A 12,875-nucleotide genomic window follows, 5' to 3' on the forward strand; every position below is an offset into this window, starting at 1 on the left:
CCCTACCCGTCCCATCCCTGGGAGCTGCGCCCCCAGACCCCCGCTTGTCGGCCTGAACGGCCTCGTCCTCAAACGGCGGACGGGCTGAGGTGCCTGGCCTCGGCCGAAAATCTCAGCCCCGGCCGCACATTCCAGCCCCGGCCGCACAATCCAGCCTCTCCGGCGTTTGAGGAGCGGGGGCCCGGGGGCTGGCCCCCGGAACGGGGTCCGGGGCGGAGCCCCGAAGCCCTGGGGGTCCAGGGGGCGTAGCCCCCTTGGCGGGGTCGAAGGGGCAGCGCCCCTGGGACGGGACGGGTAGGGGCGGCGGGGGCGAAGACACCCCCGGGGCAACACTCACGCGGTCGGCAACCCCCACCTCGGCGCATCCTCGTTCGCCCGCACCGGCGCGATCGTCAGGTCAGGACGGTCACCCTTCGCCGTGATCAGCGCCGACTGGCCCTTCCCCAGAGCGATACGGACCGCACCCCCACCCACATCCGAGTACCGCAACCGCCGCCCCCACCCGTCGCGCACATCGATCGCCCCCGCGATCCCGTGCCGTACCACACACGCCGCCCCCGCCTCGCTGGTCAGCCGGACCCAGCGGGTCACGCCACCCTCGCGTACCGCGGAGAGCAGGAACGCCCCCTCCGTACGGAAGTCGTGGACCGTCAGGTCCGCCCAGGCCGCCGGCAGCGCGGGGAACACACGGATGACGCCGCCCCAGGACTGGCAGACCATGTCGTGCAGGGACTGGGCGGCCGACAACGGGGTCTCGATGACCGGGCCCGACTCCTTGTACATGGTGTTGGGCTGGATGAAACGGGACATGAGCTCGCCGAGGTAGCCCAGCGCGTCCTCACCCTTGCCCAGCAGCGCCGACATCGAGGCCGCGCCCGTGAACGTGTACCCCTGGAGCGCGCCCTCGAAGCCGACCCAGTGCGCCAACGACTTCTCGATCAGCGCCCGTTCCTCGGGCGTGCGGCCGGTCACCTCGTACAGCGGGTACACGGCGAGCAGATGCGAGTAGTGGCGGTGCGACTTCGCGAAGGGAACGTCCGCGCCGATCATGAAACCGTTCGCGTCCGTCGGATACGGCACCCGCTTGGCCAGCACCTCGCGCCAGCGCGGCGCCAGCTCGTCGTCGATACCGAGGAGTTCGGCGGACTCCAGCAGCGTACGGCAGCCCCAGGTCAGCAGCATCAGGTCGTAGGTGCAGTCCCGTGAGTCGTCGCCGTACTCGGGGGAGAACGTCGCCGGGAGATGCAGCTTGCCGTCCGGGCCGGGTTCCAGGAAGTGGAGGTAGTAGTTGATCGCCCTGCGCAGGAGCGGGAAGAGGACGTCTCTCAGGATCGACTCGTCCATCGTGTGGCGGTAGCTGAGCCAGACGTTGTGCAGGGCCCAGGTCAGGTTGCCGACCTCGGGGGTCGGCGGGTTCTGGCCGGGGATGCCGACGCCGTACCCCATGAGCGGGCTCGCCGCGCCGTTGACGAGAGAGGGGTCCGTGGTGCGGGGGATGCCCATCGAGTCGGCGTCGTACGGGGCGGCCACCTCCTTGGTCAGGTTCTCCCGGAACGCGCTCAACGACCGTGTGACCGCGTCGAGTTCGAGATGATTGGAGCCGTGGATGAGCCAGTACTCCAACTGCGCGTTGAGGTTCCACCAGGTGTTGGGCCACGGTGTGGGTTCCAGCCAGGGCCCGCAGGTCGCCATCACGGGTGCGTCCCGGCGCGCGGCGGACGCCGCCTTGTACAGCTGGATCCAGTAGAACCGCTGGATGCGGGCGTCCGGCAGGGAGAGGAAGCTCTTGCGGTAGTAGGCGTGCCACCAGTCGTGGTGCGTCGACGCCAGCCGGGCGTACGGCAGCCCGGACGCGGTCCGGATCGTCCGCACCGCCCGTCGCAGCGCCGTGTTCCGCGGATACGAGGACGCCACGTGGACGTACAGCGTCCGGCTCGCACTCGCACTCGCGCGCCGCTCCCGCCACGCCGTCACGTACTGCCCGCCCGACAGCAGGGGTTGTACGGAGGTGGAGACGCCGTCCTGCTCACCGACCTCGGCGGGAGGGTTGCCCCGGTAGCCGTCCGGCAGCGGCTTGAACGCGGCACGCGGGCTGATCGCGTCCGCCGGGTGGAACACCCACCGGAATCCGCGCTCGCCCTCGCTGGGCGTGACTTCCACGGCGAGCACCGAGCGGGAGGTGTGCACCAGGGCCCGGATCGTGAGCGTGCCCCGATCGGTGGTGAGCGTTCCGGTGAGCTCGGCGTCGCGCAGCCGGAGCCGCCAGTCCAGGCCGGTGATGCGGCCCACGGGTTCCAGGGTGAAGTGGCCGATCGGCAGCCGGGCGAGCCCGAACAGCGAGCCGAACTCGGGGCGGTGGTCCTGGACTTCGGAGTGCTGCACGTTGAAGCGCACGGCGGTGCAGGTGCCGTCCTCCTGGCTGCCGCCCGGCTCCGCGTAGATCCCGGAGCCGAGGAAGCCGTTGCCGAGGAACGGGCCCTCGTACCAGGTCGTCGGCATCCGCTGCCAGACCAGGTCGGCGTCGTCGAGGACCGTGCGCCAGGGGTCGGAGGGGGCGAGGCCGGGAGCGGCGACTGCGGACGCGCTCGCCGGGGCGGCGGGCAGACCGCCGGAGACGAGGGTTCCGCCGAGGGCGGTTCCGGTGGCGAGGACGGTACGTCTGGAGGGGCTGGGCTGCGCTTCGGACGGGCGGGACATGGTGCCTCCCGGCGGCTCAAACAGCACATTTCACAGGGTGATTCATCGGAGCTATCCCGCGATGCAAGGTAGAGAAGGTGTGTGTGCTCGTCAATAAGGAGGGAGAGGTCCGATGTGTGAGGAGGGGGTTGGGGCCAGCCTCGTCGGATGCGCCACCTGGATTTTCCCGGAGCCCCGTTTTCATCCGGCTCCCGCGGTGGACAATTAGGGGCATGAGCCAGCAGGGGGCGAGGACCACCCGTCACGAGGACGACTGGTGGGGGCAGTTGTACGACGACTCCACCGAGGACACGGGACCCGCGGCCGCGGCCGATTCCCTCGACGACCGCTTCGCCTCGGCGGCGGGCACGGTGGGGCAGGGACCGGCGCCCCGACCGGAGTCCCCGTCCAGCGGCGCCACGCCTCCGCCCGACGCGTCCCCTTCCGCTCCCTACGTTCCCTACGACAACTCCGGTTACGGCAACTCCGATTGCGACAAGTCCGGTTATGGCAGGCTCCGTGACGACAGGTCCGGTTCGTACGACCTGGCCGCCCCCTCGCGTCAGGCCGCCCCTGGTGAAGGCCAAGGGCCGACCGCCGTCGCCTATGTCGGTTCCGGGCCGCCCACGTACGACGCGGAGCCCACCGCGCTGCCCGCCGCGGACCCGGACGACCTCGGGGATCTCGTCGCGGACACCGTGCTGGACGGGGCGCAGTACGGGGCGTGCACCCTGCGGGCCGCTTCCGTGCGCGGGGACTCCGCCCGGTACCGGGGCGAGCCGCGCCGGGACGCCTTGCTGACCGCCCGGTTCGGCTCGGGCGACGAGGCGCTGGTGCTCGTCGCCATGGCGACCGGCGCCCGCGCCACGCCGGGGGCGCACCGTGCGGCGGCCGAGGCGTGCGAGTGGATCGGGCGGGCTGTCGGCCGCAGTCAGGTCCGGCTCGCCGAGGACCTCCGGGCCGCCCGGCGAGGCGACCTGAAGGCGGGGCTGCACCGGCTCACCGACCGGGCCCTCGGCCGACTCCGCGCCAGCGCCGCCGAACAGGGCGTCGAGCCCGAGGAGTACACGGCCGGCCTGCGCTGCCTGCTGCTCCCGGCCGACCCGGAGTGCCGTACGCGTGTCTTCTTCGGTATCGGCGTCGGCGGTCTGTTCCGGCTGCGGGACGGCGAGTGGCAGGATATAGAGCCGAGCGCCACCGCGACCACCGGCGCGCCCGTCGTGGGCTTCGGCTCGCCGCCCCACGAGACCCCTGAGGGCGACCGCCTGACCATGAACCTCGGCATCGCGACGCCCCCGAGTCCGTACGAGCCCGCCCCCGCACCGCCTGCCGACCCCTTCCGCTTCCGCGCCTCAGTGGCCCGCCCGGGGGACGCGCTGCTGCTGTGCACGGCGGGTCTCGCCGACCCCCTGCGCGGCGAACCGCAGCTCGCCGAACACCTCACGGCCCGCTGGGCGAACGGGAAGCCCCCGGGCCTCGCCGCCTTCCTCGCCGACACCCAGGTCCGGGTGAAGGGGTACGCCGACGACCGTACGGCCGCGGGCGTCTGGGAGGGATGACCGGGCCGGCGGCGGGAGGCGTCCGCCTCCGGTGCGGTTGCCCCGCGCGATGGATTCCCTGGTGGTGAGGGTGCTGTGGACTGTCCGCACAGTGGCTTGACTGTGTGCGTTTGAAAGCCTACGGATGGTGCTTGACGATGCGGTAGGACTGTCGCTTCCCTGACGGGGCATGGATCCCGTGAACGCGTTCGAGCGGGAGGGGATCGTCATCGGCGTGCGGACGGGGGCCATGAAGAGGCAGGCGCGAGGGGGTGGTCCCGTGGCGATCGGGGCCTCCTCGGCGAAGGCGACGGAGGAAACGACCGACGGTGGCACGGACCAGACGGGCGCGGGGGAACTCAGACACAGGCTCGGACGGGCGGATCTGCGGGCGGTGCCCGAGGCCCGCAGGGCGCTCAGGGAGTTCCTCCGGCACTGGGGGCGCCCGGGTAGATCGGAGATAGCCGAGCTGCTGACCAGCGAGCTCGTCACCAACGCACTCATCCACACCGACCGCGACGCGGTCCTGACGGCCACCGTCTCAGCGCAGGAACTCCGCGTGGAAGTACGGGACTTCGTGGGCCGCAGACCCCAACCGCGGGTAGCGGACGCCGGCGACGGTACGCACGGCCGCGGCCTGATCCTGGTGCAGTCCCTCGCGGACTCCTGGGGCGTACGCAGCCACGGCGTGGGCAAGGCGGTGTGGTTCGAACTGGGCGCGGACGCCGCGTGATGGTCCCGGGGCCGTTCTGACCGGAAACGGGGCGGGGGCGCGGCTCGCGTGCCGCGCCCCCGCCCCGTACGGCCCGTGAAGGCCACACGGCCTTCGCGAGCGGGAGCGTGTTCTAGCCGAACTGCTGCTCCAGGTCCTTGAGCTTGCGCTCCAGGGAGTCGAGCCGGGGCAGGGCCATGGTGTCGTCCTCCGCGGTGAGGTCGACGGTGCCCGGCTTGTCAGAACTCCCGCGGACGGGCTGAAGGGAGGGACGCGTACGAACGGGCAGCGGCTCCGGCGCGGATAGAGCAGGCTCCGCGGGGGCGGGCTCGGAGACGCGCTCCACGGTGGTCACGTCCACCTGCCGCCCGCCGCCACGGCCGGGCAGGGCCCGGTGGCCGCGGCTGATCGCCTTCAGGTGGGCACGCTCCAGGCGCTCCTGCTCGCGCTTGCGGTCCCGCTTCTCGTCCTTGATGCGCTTGTCCTCGCGCACCTCCTCCACGGCCTCGTCCAGGGAGCGCACACCTTCGAGGAGCATCAGCGACCAGGCCTTGTACGTCTCGCGGGGCGCGCGCAGCCAGCGGACGACGCGGATCTGCGGCAGCGGGCGCGGGACCAGGCCCTGCTCGCGCAACGCGGCGCGGCGGGTCTGCTTGAGCGCGCGGTCGAACAGCACCGCGGCGGAGAGGGACATGCCCGCGAAGAACTGCGGGGCGCCGTCGTGGCCGAGGCCCCTGGGCGCGTGCACCCAGTTGAACCAGGCCGCCGCGCCCGCGAACGTCCACACGAGTATCCGGGAGCCGAGCGCCGCGTCACCGTGGCTGGCCTCGCGTACCGCGAGCACGGAACAGAACATGGCGGCGCCGTCCAGACCGAACGGAACCAGGTACTGCCAGCCGCCGCTGAGGCCCAGGTTCTGTTCGCCGAAGCCGACCAGGCCACGGAAGGAGAGGGCGGCCGCGACCGCGGCACAGCAGAACAGGAGGATGTAGGAGGCCGTGCCGTACAGGGCCTCCTTGCGCCGGCGGCGTTCCTCGCTGCGTTCCCACGAGTCCTCGGTCTTCGCGTGCTCCCCGGACCGCTTTCCACGCGCGAGCACCGCCATCGCCGCCAGCATGCCCAGGAGCAGCACGGCGCCCGGAAGCAGCCAGTTCAGCGATATGTCGGTCAATCTGATCAGTCCCTTGCAATGGGATGGGGCGTAACGCCCGCCATAGTGGCCCAATCACCGCTGCCCTCAGGGGGTTTCGGGGCAAGAGGCCGCCAAGAAAGTGCACGGAGATGCGCAAGGCGGCATTCTGCTCGAACTGGCGTGCGAGGGCCGGGAGTTGAGTGCGAGCAACACTACCCGTACGGGTGGTTCCTCGGAAAGTTCCCGCGACTGGTGAGGAAGTTGTGAATCTCCCGTAACCCGGTGCGCGGTCCATGCCGCTTGTGGATCTTACGACACTTGCCGCGCGCTGCCGCGCGGGGTGCGTTGGGGATCGAGGGCAGCGGGTCTTCGGGCTGCCCTGGGCGTCAACTCGCGGCGGCCGCAGTCAACTTGGCGATGCGTTCCGTGCCGCAGACGCGCGGGCAGCCGGCGCAGGTGTCCTCGGGGCGCAGCGTGTAGAACATGCAGCAGCTGACCCGGTCCCGGGTGGGCAGCGACGAGCCGTCCGGGTCCGTCGGTTCGCGGAACGCCGCGGAGCCCACGTACGGCTTGGTCGTGCCGGGCAGCAGCAGCTCCAGCTCGCGCTGTGCGCGCTGCTCCTCGCCGAGCAGTTGGGCGACGTACCAGATCCCCTCGACGACCTCGTCGGTCGCCATGCCCCACAGGGCGCGCCCTCGGCGCCGCATGCGCGGGCCGAAGCTACCGAGCACCGGCTCGACGTGCTCGGCGACCGCCGCCCGTACCTCGGCCCGCAGGGCCTCCTCGTCCGGTACGACCCGCGCGCCGGGCAGGCCGGCCGCCGGATCGTCCGGCAGGCACGCGAACGCGCCGACCCGGACGGCCAGGCGGCCCTCGGTCCGCTGGAAGGCGACGTGCCGCACGGGGAAGCGGGGGACCCGGCGCGCCAGGAACCACGGGACGGTGAACAGCAGACCGGCCGACCACACGTACCGGTGCAGGCCGAAGCTCGCGATGACGTCCGGGCGCGCCTTCCGGCCGTATTCCCGCAGCACCTGCTCGTCGTCCCAGGCGAGGAACGCGTCGAGGCCGGCCCCGCCCTCCGTGAGCCGCGTGACCGGGACCCAGCCGTCACCCCGCGGTGTCTCGTCCGTGAGGGAGAGTTCCGTCACGCCCAGGTGCGGATACACCTCGGTGAGCCGGGTGTACGCATCCGTGACCGGCGACGCCGCCGGTGCTGGGAGCGGCATGGGAGACCCCCGTTTCGCGGTCGTCGAGTAGAGCGATGATCAAAAGGTAAGCCTTACCTTAGCCGAGGTGCTCGATATGGGAACTGACGCTCGATGCGCTTATCGTGCTTAACGGCCGGTAACAACCGCCGTAGCAATCCGAGTGCCCCGCACACCATCGACCCCGGAGGAGGACCCGTGGAGCAGGCCGGACCGCGCCCGCGGGACCCACGGGGTTCCGACGACACCGACACCGGGGCCGACTCCGGGAACGAGCCCGCGTTCCCCGAGGTGCGCGGCCGGGCCGCCCGGGTGCCACAGCAGCCCGGGGCGGCGGACGTGGACCGGGCGCGGGGGCTCGCCCAGAGCGCCGCTCATCCCGCGCGGAGCGACACGGTCCGGGGTGAGCACACCCACAGCGAGCCGCCCGTTCCCCGTCCGGTCCTCCAGCGGGCCTCCGTCCGCGGACAGATCCTCGACGCCCTGCGGGCCGCGCTCGCCGCCGGGGAGCTCACACCGGGCGAGGTGTACTCGGCGCCCGCGCTGGGCGAGCGTTTCGGGGTGTCGGCGACCCCCGTGCGCGAGGCCATGCAGCAACTCGTCGTCGAGGGCGCCGTCGAGGTCGTGCCCAACCGGGGCTTCCGCGTCGTCGAGCGCGGCGCCCGCGAGCTGGCCGAACTCGCCGAGATACGGGCACTGATCGAGACGCCCGTCGTGCTGCGCCTGGCCCGTACCCTGCCCGCCGAGCGCTGGGCCGAGCTACGGCCCCTCGCCGAGGAGACCGCGCGGGCGGCGGCGTCCGGCTGCCGGGCGACGTACGGCGAGGCGGACCGGGCGTTCCACCGTGCGGTACTCGCTCTCGCGGGCAACGAACAGCTCGTGCGCGTTGCCGACGATCTGCACCGTCGCGCTCAGTGGCCGTTGGGGGGCGAGCCGGGGCGCTGCCGCGCCGAGCTGATGGCAGACGCCGCCGTGCATCTCGCCCTGCTTGACGCGCTGATGGCACAGGACCTGGGTGCGGTGCAGGCGCTGTTGCAGGAGCACTTCTCTGGGGTGTGAGTGCCCTGATGAGAGCGCCGTTGGGGTTTCGGCCGACTTATGGCTGCGGGTTGTTCGTGGCTTGTCGCGCAGTTCCCCGCGCCCCTTACGGCGGCGCACCCTCGCGTGGACAGTTGCCCCTCACGTCGTTGCCGTCGGTGGGGTCAGCTGGCGGGCCAGCCAGGTCGGTACGCCGCCCAGTAGCCGGAACAGGCGGGTTGCCTCCGTTCTCAGGCGGGTCGCCTCCGGGTCCGTCTCCGCGTCCGCCAGGGACGCGAGCGCCGGGGCCGTGCCCACGAGGTAGCCCAACTCCTCGCGGATGCGCAGGGATTCGGAGAAGCCGTGGCGGGCCTCGGCCAGTTCGCCGTCGCGCAGAGCCAGTCCCGCGAGGTGGCGCCAGGTGAACGAGAGCAGCAGCGGGTCGTCGTGGGCGGTGGCGCCCGCGTGCGCGCGGCGGTAGGCGGCGCGGGCGGCCTGCGGGGAGCGCGCCAGGTTCTCGGCCAGCAGGCCACGGCGGAAGTCCAGCAGGGCCCGGCCCGGTGCGCCCGGCGCGATCAGGGCCGCCGCCCGGCCGAGCGCCGCGCGAGCCTCGTCCGCCCGGTCCCGCACCCCCAACAGGGTTGCCGCGTACGCCAGTTGCCCGCGCTCACAGGCCGCCGCGCCCCGCTCGTCGTCGCTCTGGGCCTGCGCCTCGGCCGTGCGGAGCGCGTCCTCGGCCTCCTCCCAGCCCTGCTCGGTGTAGAGGCAGCGCTCGACGAGGAGCGCGGCCCGCTGGAGCGAGGCCGCCGGTGTGGTCGGCGGGAGCAGCGCCGCCGCGTCGGCCCAGCAGGCGCGCGAGCGCAACCGCCAGACCGCGGTCTGGAGCGGATCGTCGTCCGCGGTCGTTCCCGTACCAGACATGGCGGGATGCGCCACGTTGCCCTCCCCGAGCGCGCCTTCGAGCTGTTGAGTGGTGGCGGCATCTCAGCACGGATCGAGGTACCCGGCCAAGGGGTCGGGTGAAGGATTTCACAAAGTCATGGGGTGAGACGGGGCGCACGGACGGCACCGCGTGCCTCCCATCGCGCACCCCCGTGACCTCAGCTCATGCGCAGGGCGAGGAAGAAATCCAGCTTGTCCTCAAGGCGCGAGAGGTCCCGGCCCGTCAACTGCTCGATGCGGCCCACCCGGTACCGCAGCGTGTTGACGTGCAGGTGCAACCGGGTGGCGCAGCGCGTCCAGGAGCCGTCGCAGTCGAGGAACGCCTCCAGGGTGGGGATCAGTTCGGCGCGGTGGCGGCGGTCGTAGTCCCGCAGGGGGTCGAGGAGACGGGCCGTGAACGCACGGCGGACGTCGTCCGGGACGAACGGGAGCAGCAGCACATGGGACGCCAGTTCCTGGTGGCCCGCCGCGCACACCCGGCCGGGCCGCGCCGCCGCCACCCTGCGCGCGTGCCGCGCCTCCTCCAGCGCCCCGCGCAGCCCCTCGGCCGAGTGAACCGCCGCGCTCACGCCGAGCGTGAGCCGCCCGTCGTCGTTCAGGCCGGCCGTCAACGGGACACGCACGGACTCCAGGAGCGCGTCGGCGACGACACCGCACTCGGAGCCGTCGTGCTCGGCGGAGACCGCCGGGAGCGGGACGAGCGCGATCGCCTCGCCACCGGTGTGGGCGACGGCGATACGGTCGGCGTGCTCGGGCCCGGCCGCCCGGGGGGCGGCGAGGATCTCCTCCAGCAGCGCCTGCGCCACCGGCCCGCCGACGGTGTCTGCGCCGTCCGCGCCGTCCCACTCCACCCGGGCCACGACCACCTGCCAGTGCGGGGCCGCTCCCAGGCCGGGCAGCAGCACCGGCGCCGCCACCCGCAGCCGGGCCGCGATCTCGGCGGGCGCGGCACCCGCCTGCACCAGCTCCAGCACCTCCTGGGCGAGCCGCCGCCGTACCGTACGGGCCGCCTCCCGCCGGTCCCGCTCGACCGCGATCAGCTGGGTGACCCCCTGGAGCAGATCGAGCCGCTCCTCGGCCCAGTCCCCGGCGTCCGCCTCGACCGCGAGCAGCCACTCGGAGAGCACGGTCTCGCGTACGTCCCGGGCGGCGGCGGTCCGGCCGGTGCCGCGGACCGGGAACAGCGAGTACGTCGTCGTGCCCACGGTCACCCGGTGCGGTCCACGCCGGCCCGAGCGCGTGGCCGCCAGGTGCTCGGCGGCGAGCCGGGCGCACACGTCGGCGGGCAGCGCGGGCCCGCCCACCCTCGGGCTCGCGACGAGCCGCCCGGCGGGCGAGAGCACCCACGCGCCCAGGTCCAGGTCGGAACCGAGCAGGTCCAGGACCACGTCCGGACCGCCGCCCGCCGGTCCCGAGGTCATCATCCGGCGGTGCCGGTCCACCACGGCCGCCAGGTCACCGGCCCGCTCGCCCGAGACCTGCCGGACGACGTGCTCCGTGATCGTCGCGAAGGCCACCGACTCGCTGACCGCGAACAGCGGCAGCCGATGCCGGGCACAGGCCGTGATCAGGTCCTCCGGTACGTGCCCCAGCTCGGCCTCACCGGCGGCGAGCGCCGTGACCCCGGCGCCCACCAGGATCTGTACGAAGGGCTCGGAGTCCGCGGCGTCCCGGCGCCAGGCGAGCCCGGTGAGCACCAGCTCTCCGCCGGAGAGGTAGCGGCTGGGATCGCGCAGGTCCGTGGTCATCACGCCGCGCACGGTGCGCTCCAGCTCGTCCTCGCCGCCGAGCAGCCGCAGGCCCAGCGCGTCGGTGTCCAGCAGTGCGCGCAGCCGCATGTGTGTTCGCCGCCGTTCTTGTCGGGTCGTCGTGTCCGGAAATCTACGTCCGATCATGGGCGGGGCGCCCGGCGGGGGTGCCCCGCGTGGGGCCGGAGCGAGCGCCTTCCGGCCGCATGGGTGGTGTCCTGGGGTTTTCGTGGCCGTGCTCACTGTTTCCTGGGGGAAACGGTGAGGTTACCGGTGGGCCCGCGTTCATACGAATCTACAAGACGGTCGCCCTGGCCAGCCAACTCCTTCATGTCTTCCGTGACTGACCCCGGCTGAGCACGGCGCTGTGTACTGGTCCTGTCCCACGCGACCACGAGACGAAGAAGAGAGCCGGTCATGGACTTCCTTCGCCCCGCCAGCTGGGAGGAGGCGCTCGCCGCGAAGGCCGAGCACCCCACCGCTGTGCCGATCGCGGGCGGCACCGACGTGATGGTCGAGATCAACTTCGACCACCGCCGGCCCGAGTACCTCCTCGACCTGACCCGCGTCGGCGACCTCTACGAGTGGGAGACCGGCGAGGACAGCGTCCGGCTCGGCGCCTCGGTCCCGTACACCAGGATCATGGAGAACCTGCGCACCGAACTGCCGGGACTCGCCCTCGCCTCCCACACGGTTGCCTCCCCGCAGATCCGCAACCGCGGCGGCGTCGGCGGCAACCTCGGCACCGCCTCCCCGGCCGGCGACGCCCATCCGGCCCTCCTCGCGGCCGGAGCCGAGGTCGAGGCCGAGTCCGTACGGGGCTCGCGACGCATCCCGATCGACGCGTTCTACACGGGCGTGAAACGCAACGCGCTCGCGCCCGACGAGCTGATACGCGCCGTGCACATCGACAAGGCGGACGGCCCGCAGCAGTTCTCGAAGGTGGGCACGCGGAACGCGATGGTGATCGCGGTGTGCGCCTTCGGCCTCGCGCTGCACCCAGGGACCCGCACGGTCCGTACGGGCATCGGATCGGCGGCGCCCACGCCGATCCGCGCCACGGCCGCCGAGGAGTTCCTGAACGCGGCGCTCGACGAGGAGCGCCTCTGGGACAGCGGCCGGAGCATCACCCCGTCGGTCGCCCGGCAGTTCGCCCAGTTGTGCTCGGCCGCGTGCAACCCGGTCGACGACGTCCGCGGCACCGCGCGCTACCGCCGCCACGCCGTCGGCGTCATGGCCCGCCGGACCCTGATGTGGACCTGGGAGTCGTACCGCGGCAACGCCCGCACCATGGAGGGAGCTGCCTAATGCGCGTCAACTTCACGGTCAACGGCCGTCCGCAGCAGGCCGACGACGTGTGGGAGGGCGAGAGCCTTCTGTACGTGCTGCGGGAGCGACTGGGACTGCCCGGCTCCAAGAACGCCTGCGAGCAGGGCGAGTGCGGATCGTGCACCGTACGGCTCGACGGCGTGCCGGTGTGCTCGTGCCTCGTCGCCGCCGGGCAGGCCGAGGGGAGCGAGATCGTCACGGTGGAGGGACTGGCGGAGTACGCCAGGCAGCGGGCATGCGGGACCGGCGGATGTGACACTTCCGCGGAATGCGGCACATCGGGGGACGAAGCCAGGCGGTGGTCCGCCCACGGCACCGACTCCGCAACCGGCGAGGGCACCGAACTCGCGCCGATCCAGCAGGCGTTCATCGACGCGGGCGCCGTCCAGTGCGGCTTCTGCACCCCGGGCCTCCTCGTCGCCGCCGACGAGATGCTGGAGCGCAACCCGAACCCCACCGACGCGGACATCCGCGAGGCCCTGTCGGGCAATCTCTGCCGCTGCACCGGCTACGAGAAGATCATGGACGCGGTCCGCCTGGCGGCAGCCCGGCAGGGAGAGGGGGCCTGAGCAC

At 72.6% G+C, this 12,875-nt stretch carries 10 protein-coding genes; 5 read left to right on the forward strand and 5 right to left on the reverse strand.

Going from position 1 to position 12,875, the window contains the following annotated elements; all coding sequences use genetic code 11:
* Positions 1-333: 333 nt before the first annotated feature.
* Positions 334-2,697 (reverse strand): glycosyl hydrolase family 95 catalytic domain-containing protein, encoded by a 2,364-nt coding sequence (locus IE262_RS25410; RefSeq protein WP_189876817.1) that lies wholly within the window; start codon positions 2,695-2,697, stop codon positions 334-336.
* 212 nt (positions 2,698-2,909) lie between these two features.
* On the opposite strand from IE262_RS25410, the gene IE262_RS25415 reads away from it, so the two are divergent.
* Positions 2,910-4,235: a protein phosphatase 2C domain-containing protein gene (locus IE262_RS25415; protein WP_189876820.1), complete on the forward strand. Its 1,326-nt coding sequence runs from the start codon at positions 2,910-2,912 to the stop codon at positions 4,233-4,235.
* A 259-nt stretch (positions 4,236-4,494) separates the two neighbouring features.
* Positions 4,495-4,947: an ATP-binding protein gene (locus IE262_RS25420; RefSeq protein ID WP_373305143.1), complete on the forward strand. Its 453-nt coding sequence runs from the start codon at positions 4,495-4,497 to the stop codon at positions 4,945-4,947.
* 112 nt (positions 4,948-5,059) lie between these two features.
* Here IE262_RS25420 and IE262_RS25425 read toward each other — a convergent pair whose 3' ends face one another.
* Together IE262_RS25425 and IE262_RS25430 are read right to left on the reverse strand one after the other, a co-directional pair.
* A complete protein-coding gene (locus tag IE262_RS25425) occupies positions 5,060-6,103 on the reverse strand; it encodes a DUF2637 domain-containing protein (protein WP_134029022.1) in 1,044 nt (347 codons plus the stop codon).
* A 341-nt stretch (positions 6,104-6,444) separates the two neighbouring features.
* Positions 6,445-7,287, reverse strand: coding sequence for a (2Fe-2S)-binding protein (locus IE262_RS25430; protein ID WP_189876823.1), 843 nt, complete (start codon positions 7,285-7,287; stop codon positions 6,445-6,447).
* Between the two features lie 177 nt (positions 7,288-7,464).
* Here IE262_RS25430 and IE262_RS25435 point away from each other — a divergent pair, with 177 nt between their 5' ends.
* The gene (locus tag IE262_RS25435) at positions 7,465-8,325 is read left to right on the forward strand and encodes a GntR family transcriptional regulator (RefSeq protein WP_373305127.1); all 861 of its coding nucleotides are present in this window, start codon (positions 7,465-7,467) and stop codon (positions 8,323-8,325) included.
* A 120-nt stretch (positions 8,326-8,445) separates the two neighbouring features.
* Here IE262_RS25435 and IE262_RS25440 read toward each other — a convergent pair whose 3' ends face one another.
* On the reverse strand, positions 8,446-9,204 hold the full coding sequence (locus IE262_RS25440; RefSeq protein WP_229877462.1) for a hypothetical protein: 759 nt from the start codon (positions 9,202-9,204) through the stop codon (positions 8,446-8,448).
* Positions 9,205-9,383: 179 nt separating this feature from the next.
* Positions 9,384-11,063: a PucR family transcriptional regulator gene (locus IE262_RS25445; RefSeq protein ID WP_134028439.1), complete on the reverse strand. Its 1,680-nt coding sequence runs from the start codon at positions 11,061-11,063 to the stop codon at positions 9,384-9,386.
* Positions 11,064-11,390: 327 nt separating this feature from the next.
* On the opposite strand from IE262_RS25445, the gene IE262_RS25450 reads away from it, so the two are divergent.
* Together IE262_RS25450 and IE262_RS25455 are read left to right on the forward strand one after the other, a co-directional pair.
* Complete coding sequence (locus IE262_RS25450; protein WP_189876826.1) at positions 11,391-12,281, forward strand: FAD binding domain-containing protein; 891 nt, start codon at positions 11,391-11,393, stop codon at positions 12,279-12,281.
* On the forward strand, positions 12,281-12,871 hold the full coding sequence (locus IE262_RS25455; RefSeq protein ID WP_189876829.1) for a (2Fe-2S)-binding protein: 591 nt from the start codon (positions 12,281-12,283) through the stop codon (positions 12,869-12,871). The genes IE262_RS25450 and IE262_RS25455 overlap by 1 nt, the downstream gene beginning before the upstream one ends.
* Positions 12,872-12,875: the final 4 nt, after the last annotated feature.

Origin of the sequence: Streptomyces bluensis (assembly GCF_014650715.1) — a bacterium.
In the GTDB taxonomy this organism is placed as follows: domain Bacteria; phylum Actinomycetota; class Actinomycetes; order Streptomycetales; family Streptomycetaceae; genus Streptomyces; species Streptomyces bluensis.

Excerpts from the sequence above, each read along its gene's own strand:
- IE262_RS25410 (WP_189876817.1), bottom strand. The coding sequence starts at position 2,697 with ATGTCCCGCCCGTCCGAAGCGCAGCCCAGCCCCTCCAGACGTACCGTC.
- IE262_RS25415 (WP_189876820.1), top strand. The coding sequence starts at position 2,910 with ATGAGCCAGCAGGGGGCGAGGACCACCCGTCACGAGGACGACTGGTGG.
- IE262_RS25430 (WP_189876823.1), bottom strand. The coding sequence starts at position 7,287 with ATGCCGCTCCCAGCACCGGCGGCGTCGCCGGTCACGGATGCGTACACC.
- IE262_RS25440 (WP_229877462.1), bottom strand. The coding sequence starts at position 9,204 with ATGTCTGGTACGGGAACGACCGCGGACGACGATCCGCTCCAGACCGCG.
- IE262_RS25445 (WP_134028439.1), bottom strand. The coding sequence starts at position 11,063 with ATGCGGCTGCGCGCACTGCTGGACACCGACGCGCTGGGCCTGCGGCTG.
- IE262_RS25450 (WP_189876826.1), top strand. The coding sequence starts at position 11,391 with ATGGACTTCCTTCGCCCCGCCAGCTGGGAGGAGGCGCTCGCCGCGAAG.
- IE262_RS25455 (WP_189876829.1), top strand. The coding sequence starts at position 12,281 with ATGCGCGTCAACTTCACGGTCAACGGCCGTCCGCAGCAGGCCGACGAC.